Origin of the sequence: Streptomyces sp. NPDC051315 (genome assembly GCF_044455165.1) — a bacterium.
GTDB lineage: Bacteria > Actinomycetota > Actinomycetes > Streptomycetales > Streptomycetaceae > Streptomyces.
In genome coordinates this window covers 372963-392984 of sequence record NZ_JBITEN010000001.1, presented here as the reverse complement: position 1 = coordinate 392984, position 20022 = coordinate 372963, and the positions used below count along the sequence as shown (strand labels likewise).

At 73.6% G+C, this 20022-nt stretch carries 15 protein-coding genes and 1 riboswitch; of the genes, 7 read left to right on the top strand and 8 right to left on the bottom strand.

Going from position 1 to position 20022, the window contains the following annotated elements; genetic code table 11:
- Nucleotides 1-70 precede the first annotated feature (70 nt).
- A riboswitch (cobalamin riboswitch) is annotated at nucleotides 71-140 on the bottom strand.
- 345 nt (nucleotides 141-485) lie between these two features.
- Nucleotides 486-1577, bottom strand: a complete 1092-nt coding sequence (locus tag ACIBBD_RS01660; protein WP_399417245.1) for an MBL fold metallo-hydrolase — start codon at nucleotides 1575-1577, stop codon at nucleotides 486-488.
- Nucleotides 1578-1689: 112 nt separating this feature from the next.
- Here ACIBBD_RS01660 and ACIBBD_RS01655 point away from each other — a divergent pair, with 112 nt between their 5' ends.
- Genes ACIBBD_RS01655 through ACIBBD_RS01645 form a run of 3 tightly spaced genes read left to right on the top strand, consistent with a single transcriptional unit; the run spans nucleotide 1690 to nucleotide 4113 of the window.
- Entirely contained in the window at nucleotides 1690-3147 is a 1458-nt protein-coding gene (locus tag ACIBBD_RS01655) for an aldehyde dehydrogenase (protein WP_399417244.1), read from the top strand.
- Nucleotides 3148-3155: 8 nt separating this feature from the next.
- Nucleotides 3156-3389 (top strand): ferredoxin, encoded by a 234-nt coding sequence (locus tag ACIBBD_RS01650; RefSeq protein ID WP_399417569.1) that lies wholly within the window; start codon nucleotides 3156-3158, stop codon nucleotides 3387-3389.
- 49 nt (nucleotides 3390-3438) lie between these two features.
- Complete coding sequence (locus ACIBBD_RS01645) at nucleotides 3439-4113, top strand: hypothetical protein (RefSeq protein ID WP_399417243.1); 675 nt, start codon at nucleotides 3439-3441, stop codon at nucleotides 4111-4113.
- Between the two features lie 415 nt (nucleotides 4114-4528).
- Here ACIBBD_RS01645 and ACIBBD_RS01640 read toward each other — a convergent pair whose 3' ends face one another.
- Nucleotides 4529-8125: an NACHT domain-containing protein gene (locus ACIBBD_RS01640; RefSeq protein WP_399417242.1), complete on the bottom strand. Its 3597-nt coding sequence runs from the start codon at nucleotides 8123-8125 to the stop codon at nucleotides 4529-4531.
- A 161-nt stretch (nucleotides 8126-8286) separates the two neighbouring features.
- Nucleotides 8287-8946, bottom strand: coding sequence for a TetR family transcriptional regulator (locus tag ACIBBD_RS01635; RefSeq protein WP_399417241.1), 660 nt, complete (start codon nucleotides 8944-8946; stop codon nucleotides 8287-8289).
- Between the two features lie 209 nt (nucleotides 8947-9155).
- Here ACIBBD_RS01635 and ACIBBD_RS01630 point away from each other — a divergent pair, with 209 nt between their 5' ends.
- The 3 genes from ACIBBD_RS01630 to ACIBBD_RS01620 are packed head-to-tail and all read left to right on the top strand — an operon-like array spanning nucleotide 9156 to nucleotide 12375.
- Nucleotides 9156-10580: a glycosyltransferase family 4 protein gene (locus ACIBBD_RS01630; protein WP_399417240.1), complete on the top strand. Its 1425-nt coding sequence runs from the start codon at nucleotides 9156-9158 to the stop codon at nucleotides 10578-10580.
- Nucleotides 10574-11308 (top strand): class I SAM-dependent methyltransferase, encoded by a 735-nt coding sequence (locus ACIBBD_RS01625; protein ID WP_399417239.1) that lies wholly within the window; start codon nucleotides 10574-10576, stop codon nucleotides 11306-11308. The genes ACIBBD_RS01630 and ACIBBD_RS01625 overlap by 7 nt, the downstream gene beginning before the upstream one ends.
- Nucleotides 11305-12375 carry a prenyltransferase/squalene oxidase repeat-containing protein gene (locus tag ACIBBD_RS01620; RefSeq protein WP_399417238.1) on the top strand — a complete coding sequence of 357 codons (1071 nt, stop codon included), beginning with the start codon at nucleotides 11305-11307 and terminating at the stop codon, nucleotides 12373-12375. Before ACIBBD_RS01625 ends, ACIBBD_RS01620 begins: the two co-directional genes overlap by 4 nt.
- A gap of 137 nt (nucleotides 12376-12512) precedes the next feature.
- On the opposite strand, the gene ACIBBD_RS01615 is transcribed toward ACIBBD_RS01620, so the two are convergent.
- The 5 genes from ACIBBD_RS01615 to ACIBBD_RS01595 all read right to left on the bottom strand — a co-directional run bounded on the left by ACIBBD_RS01615 (nucleotide 12513) and on the right by ACIBBD_RS01595 (nucleotide 17734).
- Complete coding sequence (locus ACIBBD_RS01615) at nucleotides 12513-12806, bottom strand: hypothetical protein (protein ID WP_399417237.1); 294 nt, start codon at nucleotides 12804-12806, stop codon at nucleotides 12513-12515.
- A 180-nt stretch (nucleotides 12807-12986) separates the two neighbouring features.
- Entirely contained in the window at nucleotides 12987-13997 is a 1011-nt protein-coding gene (locus ACIBBD_RS01610; protein ID WP_399417236.1) for an LLM class F420-dependent oxidoreductase, read from the bottom strand.
- A gap of 103 nt (nucleotides 13998-14100) precedes the next feature.
- A complete protein-coding gene (locus ACIBBD_RS01605) occupies nucleotides 14101-14907 on the bottom strand; it encodes a hypothetical protein (RefSeq protein ID WP_399417235.1) in 807 nt (268 codons plus the stop codon).
- Between the two features lie 170 nt (nucleotides 14908-15077).
- Nucleotides 15078-16025, bottom strand: coding sequence for an N-acetylmuramoyl-L-alanine amidase (locus ACIBBD_RS01600; RefSeq protein ID WP_399417234.1), 948 nt, complete (start codon nucleotides 16023-16025; stop codon nucleotides 15078-15080).
- Between the two features lie 221 nt (nucleotides 16026-16246).
- The gene (locus ACIBBD_RS01595) at nucleotides 16247-17734 is read right to left on the bottom strand and encodes an MFS transporter (protein WP_399417232.1); all 1488 of its coding nucleotides are present in this window, start codon (nucleotides 17732-17734) and stop codon (nucleotides 16247-16249) included.
- A gap of 293 nt (nucleotides 17735-18027) precedes the next feature.
- Here ACIBBD_RS01595 and ACIBBD_RS01590 point away from each other — a divergent pair, with 293 nt between their 5' ends.
- A complete protein-coding gene (locus ACIBBD_RS01590) occupies nucleotides 18028-19770 on the top strand; it encodes an MFS transporter (RefSeq protein ID WP_399417231.1) in 1743 nt (580 codons plus the stop codon).
- Nucleotides 19771-20022 lie beyond the last annotated feature (252 nt).

Genomic DNA, 20022 nt, shown 5'->3' with positions numbered 1-20022 from the left:
TCCGTGAACCTCGACGGTGCCGTGCGACGGCGGGCTGCCGGCGCACGTGAGCCGGTCACGGTCCCGTCCGGGGCAGTCCGGCTGGCCACTCGGCGTGGCTCACGGTTGCGGGTCAGCGCCGGATTTGCACCGGCTTCCCCCCGTACGGGTGTGATGACGACCCGGCCACTCTACTCGCCCGTAGGGGAAGCCCCGAGAGGTGCCTGTGGGGCTGCGGACGGCCGGGTGGTTCCGGGCCGCGACCCTTCCGGGGAGGGAGCCGGGCCACCTGCTCGGCTCGGGCCGTACGGCCGACGGGTACGTGATCGAGGAGGCGTGGGGGCCGTGCCGCGACCGTGAGGGGACGGCGCGGCATGGGGGCCGTGCCGCGACCATGAGAGGTGGGACGACGCGGCCGTGCGGGATGGGGCGACGCGGCCGCCGAGGGACGGCGGCCGGCGGGCCCACGGCAGGGCGGCCTCCGTCCATGGCGCCGCGCCGTCCGCTCACACCGCCAGGTACGTCACCGGCTCGCTCCCCGCCACCGGCTCGGCCCGCCCCAGTCGTACCAGCCGCCGCAGATGCGCCTCGGCCTCCGAGACGGCGATGTTCCTCGACCCGTAGGGGATCTGCTCCCAGGGCCGGTTCCACTCCATGCGTTCGGCGAGCTGCCAGGGGGTGAGGGGTTCGGCGAGGAGGGTGAGGAGGCCGGTGAGGCGGTCCTCGTGGTGGGCGAGCAACTCCCGTACGCGGGTCGGGGCGTCGGTGAAGGCGTGCTGGTGGGCGGGGAGGATCTCGGCGGGGGCGAGGCGCCCGACGCGTTCGAGGGAGTCGAGGTAGTCGCCGAGGGGGTCGGTGACGTCCCCGGCGTTCGGCTCCGCTCGCCCGTGGGCGCCCCCGTCGTCGTCGGGGTCCTCGTACAGGCCGATGTGCGGGGAGATCTCGGGGAGGAGGTGGTCGCCGGAGAACAGCCGCCCCCGGCCCGGCAGTCCGGCCGGATGGTCCTCCTCCAGGTGCAGGCAGACGTGGCCCGGGGTGTGCCCGGGGGTCCAGATCGCGCGCAGACGGCGGCCGGGGAGGTCGAGGAGTTCGCCCGGGACGATCTCGCGGTCGGGCAGGGCGGGGGAGAGGCCGGGCAGGGTGCGGCGGCGGGCGGTGCGCAGGCGCGCCACGTGCTCCTCGGGGGCGCCGGCGGCCATCAGCTTGTCCGCCATGTACGCGTACCAGCGCTCGGGCCGGGTGGCACGCGCCCGCCGGACGATCGCGCCGTCCGCCGCGTGCATCGCCACCCACGCCCCGGAGGCCTCCCGCACCCTGCCCGACAGGCCGTGGTGGTCGGGGTGGTGGTGGGTGACGAGGACGCCGTACAGCTCGGTGACCGAGGTGCCGCAGGCGGTCAGTCCGGCGGTGAGCGCGTCCCAGGAGGCGGGGTCGTCCCAGCCGGTGTCGACGAGGACCGGTCCCCGGTCGGTGTCGACGACGTGGACGAGGGTGTGACCGAGGGGGTTGTCCGGGATGGGGACCCGGAGCGAGCGCACACCCCCACCGTGGTCGTACGTCGTCGGGGTCACGGGCTTTGCGTGCGGGCTGCTCGTCATCTGCCCTCCGTCCCACGGCCATTGCCCACTATAACCAGAACTGGTATCAGTTTCTGAAACACCGTCAGAAACGGTGCCCGGTGGGCCTGGGCACCCTCGGGAGGCGGACCCCATGACCGAGCTCGTGGAACACCGGCAGCTGTTCATCGGCGGGGAGTTGACCGACCCCCTGGGCAAGGACGTCATCGAGGTCGTCTCGCCGCACACCGAGGAGGTCGTCGGGCGCGTGCCGCACGCCTCGCCGGCGGACGTGGACCGGGCGGTCGCCGCCGCTCGCCGGGCCTTCGACGAGGGGCCCTGGCCCCGGTTGTCCCTCGGCGAGCGGATCGCGGTCGCCACCCGGATCAAGGACGGGATCGCCGCCCGCCACGAGGAGATCGCCCGGGTGATCTCCTCCGAGAACGGCTCCCCCTACTCCTGGAGCGTCCTCGCCCAGGCGCTCGGCGCGATGATGGTGTGGGACGCGGCGATCACCGTCGCCCGGGACTTCCCCTACGAGGAGCGGCGCGACGGCGTCCTGGGGAAGATCCTCGTGCGGCGCGAGCCGGTCGGGGTCGTGGCCGCCGTGGCCCCCTGGAACGTCCCGCAGTTCGTGGCCGCCGCCAAGCTCGCGCCGGCGCTGCTCACCGGCTGCACGGTGGTGCTGAAGCCGTCGCCGGAGTCGCCGCTGGACGCGTACATCCTGGCGGACATCGCGCGGGAGGCCGGCCTGCCGGAGGGCGTGCTGTCGATCCTCCCGGCGGACCGGGAGGTCAGCGAGTACCTGGTCGGACACCCCGGCGTCGACAAGGTCTCCTTCACCGGATCGGTGGCGGCCGGCAAGCGCGTGATGGAGGTCGCCGCCCGCAACCTCACCCGCGTCACCCTGGAACTCGGCGGGAAGTCCGCGGCGGTCGTCCTGCCGGACGCGGACGTCGCCACGGCGGTGGCCGGGATCGTCCCGGCGGCCTGGATGAACAACGGGCAGGCGTGCGTCGCCCAGACCCGCATCCTGCTGCCCCGCTCCCGCTACGCCGAGTTCGCGGACGCCTTCGCGGCGGCGGCGAGCGCGCTGGTCGTCGGCGACCCGCTCGACCCGGCGACCCAGGTCGGCCCGCTCGTCGCACGGCGCCAGCAGCAGCGCGCCCTCGACTACATCCGCATCGGCCAGGAGGAGGGCGCGAAGGTCCTCGCCGGCGGCGGCCGCCCGCCGGGGCCGGAGCGCGGCTGGTACGTCGAGCCGACCCTCTTCGGCGACGTCGACAACTCCATGCGGATCGCCCGCGAGGAGATCTTCGGCCCGGTGATCTGCCTCCTCCCCTACGGCGACGAGTCCGAGGCCCTGAAGATCGCCAACGACTCCGACTACGGGCTCAGCGGCAGCGTGTGGACGGCGGACGTCGAGCACGGCGTCGAGGTCGCCCGCCGGGTCCGTACCGGCACCTACTCGGTGAACACCTTCAGCCTCGACATGCTCGGCCCGTTCGGCGGCTACAAGAACTCCGGTCTCGGCCGGGAGTTCGGCCCCGAGGGCCACGGCGAGTACCTCGAGCACAAGATGATCCACCTGCCGGCCGGCTGGGAGGGGTGACGGACGCCGTGGGCGACCGCTGGCACGTCGAGGTCGACCGCTCCCTGTGCATCGGCTCCGCCCAGTGCGTCCACCACGCGCCGCACGGGTTCCGCCTGGACACGGCCCGCCAGTCCCGCCCGCTGGACCCCGACACGGACGCCAACGAGCGGGTGCTGGCGGCGGCGGAGAGCTGCCCGGTCGAGGCGATCGCCATCACGCTGGCGGGGAGCGGGGAGGCGGTGTTCCCGCCGGAGGAGTAGGGCTTACGCTCCTGCGGTCGCCGAACGGCAGACCGAGGCAGGGGAAGACGTGCACGAGTCCGAGGCCCAGCAGGTGATCGAGCAGGCGTACGAGGCCCGGGGCGCAGAGGACTGGCCGACCGCGGCCGACCGCTTCGAGCGCGTTGCTCGCCCACTTCCCGGACGGCGAGCGCAGCGCCGAGTGGTGGTACGACGCGGGGGATGGATCGTCGCCCGGCTCGGACTCGCCTGCGTGCGCCTCGACACCGGCGGTGAGCGCGAGGTCGTGTGGATTCGACCGGCTGTGCCCGACGCGCGGGCGGGTGCTGAGCGTGCCCATGACCGGCGGACGGCGGTTCGGCGAGATCGTCGTGCACGACGGGGAACCCCAGGGCGAGCGCATCGTCGACGGACGGCCCACCCCGTCTTCGACGAGCTGCTGCTGTTCGAGGCGTCCGAGCTGCCGACCCTGGAGGTGACGGTGGACGCGGGCACGCCGGCCGACGTGGCGGCCCTGCTGGACCTCTTCACCGGGCACGACTGCGGGGCCGAGCCGGCGAGCGGCCTGGAGCCGCTGTGCACGTGCTGCAGCGAGGGCACCCTCGAACAGGAACGCTCGGTGCACGCCGGCACCCGGCGGATCTCCCTGGCCGCACCCGAGGACGAGGCCGGGCGCCTGCTGGAGCGGTGGGCCGGCGAGACCTCGACGGGGCGGAGCCGGAGTGGGCTGGTGACGGTGGGATGAGCCGCCGCGGGCCCACCGGACCGGGAACGAACGAATCGAAAAAATCTTCCCGCCAGGGGGTTGTGTCCGACTTGTGGCGTTCTATTCTGGTATTGGCCTACGGGACGAGTGAGGGAGTTCGACCGGAGTAGCCGACTTCGGCGCGACGCCGTGGCGAAGGTCACGGCATCCGCCGGCAGCCGACGTCGACGGTCGGGCTGAGAGGCCGGAAGGCAGTAGTCGGGCCGGAAGGCGACCCCCAGTACCTGATCCGGGTAATACCGGCGAAGGGAACCCGTCTCGTAGGTCCTTTGCGTTGCCCGCGTCCCGATCCGTCGCGGTGCTCGTGTCCTCCGCGGTGTCCGCGTCATCCGCCGGTGTCCGCGTCCTGCGCGGTTGCCCTCGTTCTCCGTCGGTGATCGCGTCCGTCACCGCCTCAGAGCGCCGACGGTTCCGGGCCGCGCCAGGTCCACTCCACCGCCTCGAACTCGTCGGCGTACGCGCCCCTCGGCACGGCCGCGCGCAGGTGGGGCAGGTCGGAGGGGCGGAGCAGGCCGAAGGCCTCGGCGGGAAGCGCCTCGAGGATCTCCGCGGTGCGGGCGGCCAGCCAGTCGTCGAGGCCGAGTTCCGCGGCGAGGCGGAGCAGGCCGACGACGGCGGAGGGGTGCTCGGCGGCGACCTCCCGGAGGTCGAGGGCGGCGAGCAGGTCGTCGAAGTGACGGGCGGCCGTCTTGCCGCGCAGGGAGCCCGCCCATTGCCAGGCGCGGGTGGAGTGACTCAGACGGGTCACGCGCAGGAGGTTCCGCAGGGGGGTGTCGTCCTCGCTCATCAGCGTGTGCAGGGCGCCCAGCGGGGCGTTCAGATGAAGGCTCCCGCGCTCCTGAGCGTGCCGGAAGCAGTCCAGGAACGGCCCCTCCAACGCGGGGGTGAGGGGCAGCCCACCGCTCATGAACGCGTCGTACAGGCGGGACAGGACGGACGCGAGGGCCGTGTCGGGGAGCGCGGGGACGTCATGGACCAGGTGACGCAGCACGGTCTCCACATAGGGCCCGCGCTCCTCCGGTGCCAGCACCTCGGCATGCTCCAGGCACGCCGTGTACAGATCGCGCAGCGCCCCGGGGCTGCTGTCCAGGTCACGCGTCAGCAGGGAGACGAGCGGCTGCGCGGCCGACCGGACCGGGCTGTCGCTCAGGACCGCGAAGGCGCTCGGCATCTGCAGGAGCAGGGGGTGGACCACGTGCAGCAGCAGCTCGGTGTCCGGATCGCCCGGGAACGAGACCCGCCTGACGAGGTCCGAGACGCCCGTGTGGGAGAGCCGCTCCTCCAGCCGGCCCGGCAGGGGCCGGCCGGCCTCGGGCGAGAACATCCCCCGTGACCAGCCGAGCTCATGGTGCGCGAGCGGCGTCCCACGCGTCGTGAGGCGCAGATCCGGCTGCCCGCCGCGCCAGCAGCGTTCGAGGGTGAGGGTGGACGCCAGCGCGGCCCACGACTCGGCGGACAACTGCCCCTTCCACCCCAGGGCGTGCCGCCGCCAGCCGGCGACCGTGCCGCCGTCGTCGTGCCCCATCAGCTCCGAGGCGTACGCCTCACCCACCGCCAGCACCACGACCAGCACCAGGTTCACCTCGTACACCGCCTCCCGGTACGCCCGCCGCAGCCGGACCGGGGCGTAGCCGACCGCGGAGCGGTGCTCGGTGCCCCACGCGGCGGCGCGAAACAGGTCGACGAGCGCGGGCACCAGGTCGGTGCGCGTGCGGTGCTCCGGCCAGGTGGCGAGCATGTCCCGCAGGTTCTGCACGAGCTGCGCCCGGTCGGTGAGCGGGGCGAAGGACAACAGGGCGTACAGCTCGCCGTCGTCCAGGGCGGCGCGGCGGTCGGCGGCCACGGTGTCGGCCAGGCGCCGGAGCGCCGCCTCGATCAGACGCGTGGCCAGATGCTCGCCGAAGGTCGCGTGCATGAACTCGTAGCTGCGCAGCCGTTCCTCCGTGACGACGGCCTGTGCCTCGTGAACGAAGAAGAAGCGGCCGAAGAGCAGCCCCGAGCCGTCCTCCGCCGCGCACGGCGGCGAGGCGCCGAGCGCCCGCAGGTCCCGGTCGGCCTCCTCACCGTTGATGGCCTGTGCGCCGCGGTGGAACATGGAGAGGGCGATCACGGACAGGCGGTGCAGCTCGCTCTCGACGGCGGCGGCCGCCTCGGCAGGGGGAAGCGGGCCGTCCTTCTCGACCTGGCGGCGGACGAACTCCCTGAGCAGCCGGTCGTACAGCTGGGTCCGGCTGATGTTCTCCTCCCGCATGCCGTGCAGCGCGTTGTCCGCGGCGTCGTACAGCGCCAGCATGAGCAGCAGCAGGGGCTGGGCCGCCAGCTCCCGGTGGGGGAGGACCACCTCCGGGGTGAGCGGTCTCAGGCCCTGCCGGTCGAAGTAGCCCGTGTTCGTGGCGTTCCAGACGGTGAGCCAGCGTTCGATCTCCGGGGCGTCGAAGGGCTCCAGACGCACCACCGGGCTGCTCGGCGGGATGTCCGCACGGTCGGCGACCACCGTGCGGCTGGTCACGATCACGATGAGCGGGCGGCCGAGCCGCGCCTCCCGTTCCTGGAAGACCCGGACCTTCTGCAGATAGCTCCACGGCCCGGCCGGACCCAGCCGTTGGGCGCCCGCCTGGAGCAGTTCGTCGAAGCCGTCCAGCAGGACCACGGGGACGGGGCCGGACTCCTCCTCCGACCAGTCCGGCCAGCTCACCTCCCGTCCCGTCACCCGGTGCAGAGCGTGTTCCAGTTGCCGCTGCACGTCCGCCTCCGCCGGGGTGTGCCGCAACTCCACCCGCAGCGGGCGGAACTCACCGGCCGGCAGCCGGGCCGTCAGCAGTTTCGTGAGCAGGGACTTGCCGGCCCCCGGATGCCCGAGCACGACGAGGGGTGCCAGGAGGGCGGGCAGGCCCAGGAGGTGGGCGGCGAGGAACCGTTCGATGCGGTCGTACACCGGCTGCTCCTCCCACCACTTGTCGGAGGCGATCGCGGCCGACGCGGTCCGGGACGCGCCGGCCAGCCGGAAGCGGGGCGTCACGTAGCCCTCCGCGAGACTGGGCAGCCGCGGACCGGGCGAGTCCAGGGATGCGATCGGGCCGCGCAGCAGTGCTCCGCCGGACGCCGGGCGTCCGGCCCGGACGTCGAACTCCGCCAGGAGGTCCGCGAGGCCGGCCAGGCCGGCGCCGGCCGGACCGTCCTGCGGCACGCCGCCGGGCAGACCCGCCACCAGGGCGAACTCGGGGCAGGCGGCGGCCAGCGGGGTGGCCAGCCGCACGTACTCGTCGGTGAGCCGAGCCGCCGGACCGTCGTCGACGCGGTGCTCCGCCAGCGGCGACCCGTAGGGGGTGTGCGTACCGTGCGCCAGGTCCTGGATGAGTCGCGCGGTCTCTTCACGGCTCGACGTGTGCCGGACCACCGCCGCCGCGACCAGCGCCACGCGCGCCGCCTGGATCAGGGCGGCGCGCGCGAGGCCGTGGGCGGCGCGCACCCGCTCTGGGAAGCGTTCCAGCAGGTAGTCCAGGACACGCTGCTCGTCGCGCTCGCCCAGAGGCGGGTTCATCAGGGTGTCCATGGCGACCGTCCACTTCATGCGGCCCTCGGCCAGCAGGCCCACGGCGTCCTCGACGCCCATGGCGGCGCAGTCGGCCGTGTCGAGCGTCGGGACGGGAGCGGGGGCCGCCGGCGCGGGCCACCGCTCGGCCCGGTCGTGCGCCGCGTCGGCCGTCCGCTCCAGCTCGGCGTGCCGGAACCGCCACCAGCGGGCGTCCAGGCTCATCCCGGGCGGTGGCGGTGCCGTTCCGTTGCGCTCGGCGCACAGGTCGACGATCCGCCGCACGGTGTCCCACTCCGGCGGGGTCCGCCGCCGCCCGTTGAGCAGCTCGGAGACCGAGCTGGTGCTCCTCAGGCCGAGCGCTCCGGCTATCTCCTGCTGCGACACACGGCACGCGCGTACCAGGCGGTTCAGTTCGGCGCAGAAGTCCGCGACGGGACCCGCGGGTGGTGCGGCCAACTCCCGACCCCTTCGGTGCGGTTCGGCGAATTCCCCCGAAGCGTACGGCCTGACCTGCGTGTTCTGCCGGAATTCAGCCGAAGTCGCAACCGGCCGTGGGCCGTTGCCCGACGGACCCGGACCGGTCAGGCCAGGGCGCCGGTCCCGTGGTCCCGGATCGGTCAGGTCCGGGTGCCGGCCGCGTGGCCGGCGCCCGGATCCGTCACGTCGATCAACCGGCACACCGTCTCGATGTCGATCCGCACCTGGGCGATGGAGGCGCGGCCCGAGAGCCAGGTGATGAGGGCCGAGTGCCAGGTGTGCTCGATGACCCGGACCGCCGAGAGCTGTTCGGGGGTGGGATCGGCGAGGCCCATCGCGTCGAGGATGATCGCCGTCGTCTGGCGGGAGACCTGGTCGACCTCGGGGGAGACACTGCGGTCGGCGAAGGTGAGGGCGCGGACCATCGCGTCGGCCAGGTGGGGCTCGCGCTGGAGGGCGCGGAAGGCGCGCATCAGGGTCTCCGCCACGCGCTCCGCCGGGGTCTCGCCCGCCGGGGGCTTCTTCCTCAGCGTGCCGTGCATGTGCTCCAGCTGGTCCTGCATCGTGGCGACCAGCAGGTGCACCTTGGAGGGGAAGTAGCGGTAGAGGGTGCCCAGGGCGACCTGGGAGGACTCGGCGACCTCCCTCATCTGGACCGCGTCGAACCCGCCCCGGCTGGCCAGCTGCGCGCTCGCGTGCAGGATGCGGCGGCGGCGGGCCTCCTGCCGCTCGGTGAGAGGCGGGGAGGCCGGGCGCACGGTACTGGCTTCCACCTTGTCCCCCTTGGCTTCCGCAGGCATGGGTCCCGTTCCGTGACAGTCGGTGAGGGCTTGCGATCACACCGCGGAACAGGACGTCCGGTCGTGGCGTGAATCACCTGATCCACTGCTCACAGCGTCCTTACCTGCCGGTAGATTCAGAGCCTCCCGAACGATCAAGTCTGAAACTTGTTCTAGATTAGCGTCCCGTCGTAATCTCGCGGGACAGTGCAGGCAGAAGGGGGCCCGGAGTGACCGCTGAGGCCAGTCAGGCGGGGCCCGGTCAGGCTCCCGCCGCGGACGGCGGGCGACCGCTCGACATAGCGCTCCTCACCTACAAGGGAAACCCGTTCTGCGGCGGCCAGGGCGTCTACGTACGGCATCTCTCGCGCGAACTCGTCCGCCTCGGCCATCGCGTCGAGGTCATCGGCTCCCAGCCGTACCCCGTCCTCGACGATCTCGGCGGCGACCTCGACGCCCGCCTCTCCCTCACCGAGCTGCCCAGCCTCGACCTCTACCGCCAGCCCGACCCCTTCCGCACCCCGGGGCGCGGCGAGTACCGCGACTGGATCGACGCGCTGGAGGTCGCGACGATGTGGACCGGCGGCTTCCCCGAGCCGCTGACGTTCTCGCTGCGGGCCCGCCGGCATCTGCGCGCCCGGCGCGGCCGGTTCGACGTCGTGCACGACAACCAGACCCTGGGATACGGGCTGCTGGGCGACGTGGGCGCCCCGCTGGTCACCACGATCCACCACCCCATCACCGTCGACCGGCAGTTGGAGCTCGACGCCGCCGAGGGCTGGCAGCGGCGGTACTCCGTCCGCCGCTGGTACGCGTTCACCCGCATGCAGAAGCGCGTCGCGCGCCGGCTGCCGTCCGTGCTCACCGTCTCCGGCACCTCCCGCCAGGAGATCGTCGACCACCTCGGCGTCCGCCAGGACCGCATCCACGTCGTCCACATCGGCGCCGACACCGACCTGTTCTCGCCCGACCCGTCGGTGCCCGTCATACCGGGCCGGATCGTGACGACGTCCAGCGCGGACGTGCCGCTCAAGGGGCTGGTCTTCCTCGTCGAGGCGCTGGCGAAGGTCCGCACCGAGCACCCGGACGCCCACCTCGTCGTCGTCGGCAAGCGGCCCCAGGAGGGGCCCGTCGCCCAGGCCGTCGAGCGCTACGGACTCGAGGGCGCCGTCGAGTTCGTCAAGGGCATCTCCGACGCCGAACTGGTCGACCTGGTGCGCTCGGCGGAGGTCGCCTGCGTGCCGTCACTGTACGAGGGCTTCTCGCTGCCGGCCGCCGAGGCCATGGCCACCGGGACACCGCTCGTCGCCACCACCGGCGGGGCCATCCCCGAGGTCGCCGGGCGCGACGGGGAGACCTGCCTGGCGGTCGCGCCGGGCGACTCCGGTGCCCTGGCCGCCGGGCTGAGCCGGCTGCTGGGCGACCCCGCGCTGCGGGCCCGCCTCGGCGCGGCCGGGCGGCAGCGGGTGCTGGAGCGGTTCACCTGGGCGCGGGCCGCCGAGGGGACCGTGGCCCGGTACCGGGAGGCCATCGAACGGGCCGGCGGCGGGCGTCCGCGGTCCGCCGCGGTGCCGGCCGCCCGCCGCGCGGCCGCCCCCGAAGCCGTTGACGTCCCATCAGATGCATCCGATCGCGAAAGCAGGGCCACGTGCTGACCGTCGACTTCTCCCGGTTCCCGCTCGCCCCGGGCGACCGTGTCCTGGACCTCGGCTGCGGGGCCGGCCGGCACGCCTTCGAGTGTTACCGGCGTGGCGCGCAGGTCGTGGCCCTGGACCAGAACGGTGAGGAGATCCGCGAGGTCGCCAAGTGGTTCGCGGCGATGAAGGAGGCGGGGGAGGCCCCCGAGGGCGCCACCGCGACCGCGATGGAGGGCGACGCCCTCGCGCTGCCCTTCCCCGACGGGTCCTTCGACGTCGTGATCATCTCCGAGGTGATGGAGCACATCCCCGACGACAAGGGCGTCCTCGCCGAGATGGTCCGCGTGCTGAAGCCGGGCGGCCGGATCGCGATCACCGTCCCGCGCTACGGCCCCGAGAAGGTCTGCTGGGCCCTGTCCGACGCCTACCACGAGGTCGAGGGCGGCCACATCCGCATCTACAAGGCGGACGAGCTCGTCGCCAAGGTCCGCGAAGCCGGGCTGAAGCCGTACGGCAGCCATCACGCCCACGCGCTGCACTCGCCGTACTGGTGGCTGAAGTGCGCGTTCGGTGTCGACAACGACAAGGCGCTGCCGGTGCGGGCGTACCACAAGCTGCTGGTCTGGGACATCATGAAGAAGCCGCTGGCCACCCGGGTCGCCGAGCAGGCGCTGAACCCGCTGATCGGCAAGAGCTTCGTGGTCTACGCGACCAAGCCGCACCTGCCCCGGGTGGACGCCACGTGACCACCCCCCGGACGGAACACCTCGTCCTGCCCGGGGTCCTCACCGCAGAGCAGGCCGCCGCGACCGTCCGCGGCATCCTCGCCGTGCAGCGGGAGGACGGCGCGATCCCGTGGTTCCGGGGGCACCACCTCGACCCGTGGGACCACACCGAGGCCGCGATGGCTTTGGACGCGGCGGGCGAGCACCAGGCCGCCGAGCGGGCGTACGCGTGGCTCGCCCGGCACCAGAACGAGGACGGGTCGTGGTACGCGGCCTACGCCGACGGCGACTTCGCCGACGTCACCGACCGGGGCCGGGAGACGAACTTCGTCGCCTACATCGCCGTGGGCGTGTGGCACCACTACCTGTCCACCGGCGACGACACGTTCCTGGACCGCATGTGGCCGGTCGTCTACGCGGCGGTCGAGTACGTGCTGCGGCTCCAGCAGCCGGGCGGGCAGATCGGCTGGCGCCGCGACGACGACGGCACCGCCACCGAGGACGCGCTGCTGACCGGTTCCTCCTCCATCCACCAGGCGTTGCGCTGCGCGCTGGCGATCGCCGAGCAGCGTGAGGAGCCGCAGCCCGACTGGGAGCTGGCGGCGGGTGCGCTGCGGCACGCGATACGCCGGCATCCCGAGCGGTTCCTGGACAAGGGGCGCTACTCGATGGACTGGTACTACCCGGTCCTGGGCGGGGCGCTGACCGGGGTGGAGGCCAAGGCCCGGATCGAGGAGGCGTGGGAGCGGTTCGTCGTGCCGGGCCTGGGCGTGCGGTGCGTGGTGCCCAACCCCTGGGTGACGGGCGGTGAGTCGGCCGAACTCGCCCTGGCCCTGTGGGCGATGGGCGAGTCCGACCGCGCGCTGGAGATCCTCCAGTCGATCCAGCACCTGCGCGAGCCGGAGTCCGGCCTGTACTGGACCGGGTACGTCTTCGAGGACGAGGCGATCTGGCCGCGCGAGCTGACCACGTGGACGGCCGGATCGCTGCTGCTGGCGGTCGCCGCGCTGGGCGGCCACGAGGCCACCTGCGCGGTGTTCGGGGGCGAGTTGCTGCCGACGGGGCTCGACCCGGACTGCTGTGGCTGAGCGTCCCCGACAGCGCGGGGCCGTACCGGACACGCGGCCTTGCCGCCCGGGCGCGGCCGGCCGCTGAAGGCCCGCGGTCACCGGCCGGTGTGCCGTCCGCGCTTGGCGGGGTGCGTGCGGCACACCGGCCGGAACGCTCAGTGCCGGTGTACGCGGTTGGCGATCGCGTGGCCCACGAACAGGTAGACCACCGCGGCGAGACCGTAACCCGCCACCACCCGGGCCCACGCCTCGTCGAACGTGAACAGGTCGTGGGACCAGCCCGCCAGCCAGCGGGCGGTGTCGTGCACGAACTGCACGAAGTCGTTGCCCCGGTTGGCGTCCAGCAGGTACATGAGGATCCACAGGCCCAGGATGAGTGCCATGACGTCGGCCACCACGGCGATGACCGTACCGGCCTGATTCGCACCGTTGCGATATCGAGTGGACATACTGTGCGGCTTGCCGTTCGCCTCGGTATGAAACCCCCCGGAACACGCCACCTCCACGGTTCTCGCGGTGAGTTGGCCCTTCCGGGCAGGGAGAGGTCGTGCCGCGCGCCCCGTACGGCACCGGTCAGCCGGCCGCCCGGGTGCGGACGCACCCGCGAGGCGGCCGGGGCGCGCGACCCGCTAGGTGTTGAGTTCCGCCAGCACGCGCAGGGTGTGCGGGTCGGGGGCCAGGGCCAGCAGGTCCGTCACCGGGCCCCTGCGCCACAGCTCCAGCCGTTCTGCGACCCGTGCGCGCGGGCCGACCAGGGAGATCTCGTCGGCGAAGGCGTCCGGGACGGCCCTGACGGCCTCCTCCCGGCGCCCGGCCAGGAACAGGTCCTGGATCCGCCGGGCCTCCTCCTCGTACCCCATGCGTGCCATCAGGTCGGCATGGAAGTTGCGGCGGGCGTGGCCCATGCCGCCGATGTAGAAGCCGAGCATCGCCTTGACCGGCAGCAGCCCCTCGGCGACGTCGTCGCAGACCCGCACCTGGGCCATCGGGGCGACCCGGAAGCCCTCCGGCAGCTCCGTCACCGCCGGCCCGTACGCCTCCGGGCGGCTCGGTGACCAGTACAGCGGCAGCCAGCCGTCGGCGATCCGCACCGTCTGCGCCACGTTCCTCGGCCCCTCCGCCCCCAGCAGCACCGGCAGACCGGCGCGCAGGGGGTGGGTGATCGGCTTCAGGGGTTTGCCGAGTCCCGTCGCGTCCGGGCCCCGGTAGGGGTGGGCGTGGAACCGTCCGTCCAGCTCCACCGGCCCGCGCCGCGCGAGCACCTGCCGTACGACGTCGACGTACTCCCGGGTCGCGGTCAGCGGCGAGCTCGGGAACGGGCGGCCGTACCAGCCCTCCACGACCTGCGGGCCGGACAGGCCGAGGCCCAGCGCCACCCGCCCGCCGGAGAGGTGGTCCAGGGTGAGCGCGTGCATCGCGGTCGTGGTCGGTGAGCGCGCCGCCATCTGCGCGACGGCCGTCCCCAGCCCGATGGCTGACGTCCGCGCCGCGATCCAGGTGAGCGGGGTGAAGGCGTCCGACCCCCACGACTCGGCCGTCCACACGGAGTCGTAGCCGAGCCGCTCCGCCTCCACTGCCAGCTCCACGTGGTCCGGGGAGGGGCCGCGCCCCCAGTAGCCGAGCGCCAGTCCGAGCCGCATGCACGCCTCCTGACGATGAGTCAGATCAGGGTGGCGACTGTACGACAGCGGCCCCCCGCCCGGAAGGGCGAGGGGCCGTGAGCTGCCCGCGGTGGCCAGGGGCTCAGCCGCGCTGGATGCCGGAGGTGTCCCGCAGGACGCCGCGGCGGCCGTCCTGGGTCTGCGCGACCAGACCCTGGGCGCCCTGTTCGACGGCCAGGTACCAGGTGCCCGGCGCCAGTTCGGCGATCGGCATCGGCGCGCCGTCCTCCGCGTACAGCGGGCGCGGCACCGGCACCGCGAACCAGAACGGCGAGAAGTCCGCGGCCGGCGGCTGCGGCGCCGGGGCCGGCTGGCCGCCGCCGAACGCCGGCTGACCGGGCTGACCCGGCTGCGGCTGGGCGCCGAACGGCGGCTGCTGGGCGCCGGGGTAGCCGTAACCACCGGGCGGCTGGGCGCCGTAGGGCTGCGGCGCCGGCGGCTTCGGGGCCGGGATCAGCGCGGCCTGGAGCGCCGGGACCAGGGGGGTGGCGATGGCGGCGGCGGCCAGCAGCAGGGCGGCGATCAGGCCCAGGATGAGACCGGCACCGGTGTCGATGTCCGCCGCCTCGAAGGCGTCCGTGAACGCGCCCAGCGGGTCGATGATCGACCAGAGCGCGGTCCACGCGGCGAAGACGGTCAGCGCGACCCCGAGCTGACCGAGGTCGAGGCCGACGACCTTGCGCGGCTGCGGGAGCGCGCGGGCGACGACGATCAGGGCCGCCCCGATGATCCCGCCGACGTACGTGCTCATCAGGAGACCGAGGTTGTCCCAGGCGTTGGGGACGTCGTCACCGGAGCCGTCGAACGTGTCCAGGAACGACGCGATGAACAGCAATACCGCTGCTCCGATCACCACGCCGTCGCCTCGAGTGAGGGAGCGGATATTCACTTCAGGTCCTTCGTCAGTCGTCTCGTCATCGGTACACGCATCGGTAGAGGCGTCGCTGTCACCATGTCGCCGTCAGGCCCGGGTGTGAAGCGCGGGGGTGGCCCCTCATCGTAGGGACGACACTATCGTCCGCACGATCAGGCTGTCCGCCGGGATCAGACCGCTGATCACTACCCGCGCAGGAAACTCACGATTCCCTCAGAGATCCCCTGCGCCGCCTTCTGCCGCCAGGCACCGCTGGTCAGCAGCGCCGCGTCCTTGGTATCGCGCATGTTGCCGCACTCGACGAACACCTTGGGAACCGTTGACAGATTGAGACCGCCCAGGTCCTCACGCGTGACGAGACCGCTGCCGTCGCCGAGGTAGTTGGAGGGCGCGCTGCCCGTGACGCGCTGGAAGTCGCCCGCGATCAGCTTTCCGAGCTCCCGCGAAGGGGCCACGATGGCACGGGTGTCGGCGGTGCCCTCGTGCACCTCGCCCGGCAGGATCACATGGAAGCCGCGGTTGCCGGCCCCGGAGCCGTCGGCGTGGAGGGAGACGACCGCGTCGGCGTGCGCGGCGTTCCCGATGCGGGCGCGCTCGTCCACGCAGGGGCCGTAGGGGCGGTCCGCGTCCTGCGTCAACTTCACCGTGGCGCCCTGCCGTTGCAGCAGGGTGCGCAGCCGGTGCGCGACGTCCAGCGTGAAAGCGGCCTCGCTGTAACCGGAGTTGGTGGCCGTCCCGGTGGTGTCGCACTCCTTCCAGTGGGTGCCGACGTCGACCTTGCGGTTGATCTCGGTGGTGTGCTCGACGTTGGTGGGGTTGTGGCCCGGGTCGATGACGACGACCTTGCCCCGGAGGGCGCCCGCGCCGGCCGGGGCGGACGAGGTGGCGGACGGTGACACGGAGGTGCCGCCCTTCTCGTCGCCGTCCGTCGCGCCCGAGGGCGAGGCCTGACCGCTCGAGGCCGCTCCCGTCACCGGGTCGGGCCCGCCGTCCCCCGACCCGCCCAGCGTCTCGTACGCCAGCCACCCGAGCAGCGCACCGGGCACCAGCGCGGCGAGCGCCACGGCGAGGGTGCGGCGCAGCGGGGAGCGGCGGGGGTGCGGGGGATCGAGTTCGGGGCCTGTGTACGACACGCCTGCCACCCTAACGGGGACCGCGGGAGCGGCCCGGGAGCGGCGGCCGGCCGGATGACGGGCCGCCGGGCCCACGAGCCGGGTTGCCGCGTTCGGCCGGGGCTTCCGGTGGTTCGAGTGGTCGGGGCGCGGCGATCGGCCCGCGCGTGTGACCGGGTCGCCGCTACCGGCCCGTGCTCCCGACGGTCCGAGCGGGGCGGTGAGCAGTCAGGGGTGTCGCCTCATCGGACGGACGTCCGGGAATCCGTTGCCCCGGCCGGATCGCCGGCGGTCGCGGAGGTGCCGGAATCCGTCGGACGCGCCGTCCTGCGGGGCAGCCACACCAGCATCAGCGCCGCCCCCGCGAGCAGCACCCCCGCTCCCGTACGGAACGCCAGCGCGTACCCCTCCGTCAGCGCCTCGGGGGTGCCGCGTCCCGCCGTGCGTTCCGCCGCCAGCGTCGACAGCACCGCGAGGCCCAGCGATCCGCCCATCGTGCGGGAGGTGTTGACCAGCGCGGACACCAGGCCGGCCTCGCCCGGCGCCGCGTCCGACGTGGCGAGCGCGGCGAGCGGGGTCGCCGTCAGGCCCGCGCCCACCATCATCAGCACGCCCGGCACCATGATCCCGGTGACGTAGTCGCCGTCCGCGCTCATCGTGGACTGCCAGCCGAACCCGGCCGCCGCCACCAGCGCACCCAGCGCCGCCACGGTGCGTGCCCCGGCCGCCCGCATCAGGCGGGGCGCGAGCTTCGAGCCGAGGACCACGGCCAGGGAACTGGGCACCAGGGCCAGACCGGCCTCCAGCGGGCTGTAGCCGAGCACGTTCTGCGCGTACAGCGTCATGAAGAACCACATGGCGAACATCGACGCCCCGCACACGAACATCGCCACGTTCGCCGAGGACACCGCCCGCCGCCGCAGCAGCCCGAGGGGCATCAGCGGATCCGGGGTGCGCGCCTCGACGGCGAGGAACAGCGCGACGAGCGCGAGGCCGGCGGCCAGCGGCACCAGCGTCGCCGACGCGGTCCAGCCGTCGGTCTCCGTCCGCGAGATGCCGTACGCCAGCGTGGCCAGTCCGGCCGTGACGAGCAGGGCGCCCGGCAGGTCCAGGCGGCGGCCGGTCCCCGCGCGGCCCTCACGGAGCCGGGCCAGGGCGCCGGCCAGGACGACCGCGCCGACCGGCACGTTGATCAGCAGCACCCAGCGCCAGGACAGCAGGTCGACCAGCACCCCGCCCACGAGTCCGCCCGCGGCCCCGCCGCCCGCGCCGACCGCCGTCCACGTCGCGATCGCCCGGGCCCGCGCGGCACCCTCCGGGACGGCGTCCGTGACGATCGTCAGCGTCGCGGGCGCCAGCACCGCCCCGCCCAGCCCCTGCGCGGCCCGCGCGAGCAGCAGCTGCCAGTCGTCCTGCGCCAGTCCGCCGGCCAGCGAGGCCAGCGTGAACAGGCCGAGCCCGATCAGGAACATCCGCTTGCGCCCGTAGAGGTCACCGGCCCGCCCGCCCAGCAGCATGAACCCGGCGAAGGCGATGGCGTACGCGTTCACCACCCACTGCAGTCCCGGCGCGCTCATCCCCAGCTCCGCCCGGATCGACGGCAGCGCCACATTGACGACGGACACGTCGAGGACGACGAGGAACTGCCCGGCACACGCGAGGGCCACGACGAGCCAGGCGGGGGACGGGGCGCGGCGGGACGCGGGGGCTGCTTCAGGCATGGGCGTCATGGTCTCAACCCGGCCGCGACCCTTGCATCGGGATTTCGGCGTACGCCTCCCGCCGTAAGCCGTAGGAGGACCGCCCCTACCGGCCGGCGCGCCCTGAGGGCCTCGCCGGGTCCCTCCCCAGGGTTCCGTCCCAAGAGAAGGTCAAGAATTCGTTAGCGGTCCAAAGCATCGGAATAGTTGCTCATGCATACGGGGTTCACTCTGCACGTACCGCACGGTTCAGCCTGCACGTACCGCACGGCTCACCTTGCGACCCGTAGACCCACCCAGCCCAGGCCCGGAGGCCCCACTCCATGACGCACACGCCGACCGACCCGGACCCCCGCAGAGCGAGCGGCGCCGTCGTCCCGGTGCTCGCCTTCGCGGGCATCGTGGTCGCGGTGATGCAGACCCTGCTCGTCCCGGTCATCAAGGACCTGCCGCTCCTGCTGGACACCGCCCCCAGCAACGCCACCTGGGTCCTGACCTCCACCCTGCTGTCGGGAGCCGTCGCCACACCGATCATGGGCCGCCTCGGCGACCTGTACGGCAAGCGGCGCATGCTGATCCTGAGCCTCGCGGTCATGGTCGTCGGCGCCCTCGTCAGCGCGGTCACCAGCGCCCTGCTGCCCATGATCGCCGGCCGTACCCTCCAGGGCTTCGCGATGGGCGCGATCCCCCTCGGCATCGGCCTGATGCGCGACATGCTGCCCCGCGAGCGGCTCGGCTCGGCCATGGCCCTGATGAGCTCCTCGATCGGCGTCGGCGGCGGCCTCGCCCTGCCCGCCGCGGCCCTCGTCGCCCAGCACGCCGACTGGCACGCCCTCTTCTACGGCGCCGCCGGCCTCGGCGTCCTCGCCATCGCCCTCACCCTGCTCGTCGTCCCCGAGTCCCCGGCGCGCGCCGAGGGCTCCTTCGACCTGCCCGGCGCGCTCGGCCTGTCCGCCGGACTCGTCCTCTTCCTGCTGCCGATCACCAAGGGCAGCGACTGGGGCTGGACCTCCGCCACCACGCTCGGCCTGTTCGCCGCCTCGGCCGTCGTCCTCCTCCTGTGGGGCGTGATGGAACTGCGCCTCAAGGCCCCGCTCGTCGACCTGCGCACCACCGCCCGCCGCGAGGTCCTCCTCACCAACCTCGCCTCGATCATGGTCGGCGTCAGCTTCTACGTCGTCTCCCTCGTCCTGCCCCAGCTCCTCCAGCTGCCGAAGAGCACCGGCTACGGCCTCGGCCAGTCGATGGTCGTCGCGGGCCTGCTCGTGGCCCCGCTCGGCCTGACGATGATGTTCACCGCGCCCGTCTACGCCCGGCTGTCCGCCCAGTACGGCCCCAAGGTCACGCTGATCCTCGGCCTGCTGATCATCGCGATCGGCTACGGCGCCGGCCTCGGCCTGATGAGCGCCGCCTGGCAGAGCCTCGTCATCGCGGTGGTCCTCGGGGCCGGCATCGGCCTCGCCTACTCCTCCCTGCCCGCGCTGATCGTCGGCGCGGTCCCCGCCTCCGAGACCGGCGCCGCCAACGGCCTAAACACGCTGATGCGCTCCATCGGCACGTCGGTCTCCAGCGCCGTCATCGGCATGGTGCTGGCCAACACGGCGAACACGGTCGGTGGCGTCGAGATCCCGACCATGCACGGCTTCCGCGTCTCCTTCCTGATCGCCACCGCCGCCGTCGCCGTGGGCCTGCTCCTGGCCCTCTTCCTGCCCGGCCGCACCCCGGCCCGCGCACCGCAGCTGCGCGCCTCCAGCGAGGAGGACGCCAACCTGGAGCGCGCCGAGCGGGCGCTGCGGGGCTTCCGCGGCCGGGTCCTGGACGCCGGCGGCGCCCCGGTCGCCCGCGCCAGGGTCACCCTCATCGACCCCCGCGGCCGCCAGGCCGGCGCCACCCTGTCCGCGGCGGACGGCAGCTACGCCCTCGTCGTCCCCGCCCAGGGCGCCTACGTCCTCGCCGCCCGGGCCGCCGGCCACGGCCCGCTCGCCTCCGCCGCGACCCACACGGGCGACGACCGCCCCGTGGACGTGGACCTGGCGCTGCCGGGCGAGACGGTCACCGCGCCCTGAGGGAGGGGGCGCGGCGGTCCCGCCGAACTGACTCGGCCGTGACCGCCGGCGCCCCCGTCCACGGGGACGAGACCGGCGGTCCCGCCGTACTGGCTCCGCCGTGACCGCCGGCGCTCCCGTCCACCCGGGACGCGGCCGGCGCTCCCGTCCACCCGGGCACGCCCGGCCGGCACCCGCCGTCCGTACCCCCTGTCCATCCCCCCGTCCTCCGTACCCCCTGTCCCGTGCCCGCCAGGGGGTACGGCAGCATGG

Excerpts from the sequence above, each read along its gene's own strand:
- ACIBBD_RS01660 (WP_399417245.1), bottom strand. The coding sequence starts at position 1,577 with ATGACGAGCAGCCCGCACGCAAAGCCCGTGACCCCGACGACGTACGAC.
- ACIBBD_RS01655 (WP_399417244.1), top strand. The coding sequence starts at position 1,690 with ATGACCGAGCTCGTGGAACACCGGCAGCTGTTCATCGGCGGGGAGTTG.
- ACIBBD_RS01635 (WP_399417241.1), bottom strand. The coding sequence starts at position 8,946 with ATGCCTGCGGAAGCCAAGGGGGACAAGGTGGAAGCCAGTACCGTGCGC.
- ACIBBD_RS01615 (WP_399417237.1), bottom strand. The coding sequence starts at position 12,806 with ATGTCCACTCGATATCGCAACGGTGCGAATCAGGCCGGTACGGTCATC.
- ACIBBD_RS01610 (WP_399417236.1), bottom strand. The coding sequence starts at position 13,997 with ATGCGGCTCGGACTGGCGCTCGGCTACTGGGGGCGCGGCCCCTCCCCG.
- ACIBBD_RS01595 (WP_399417232.1), bottom strand. The coding sequence starts at position 17,734 with ATGACGCCCATGCCTGAAGCAGCCCCCGCGTCCCGCCGCGCCCCGTCC.
- ACIBBD_RS01590 (WP_399417231.1), top strand. The coding sequence starts at position 18,028 with ATGACGCACACGCCGACCGACCCGGACCCCCGCAGAGCGAGCGGCGCC.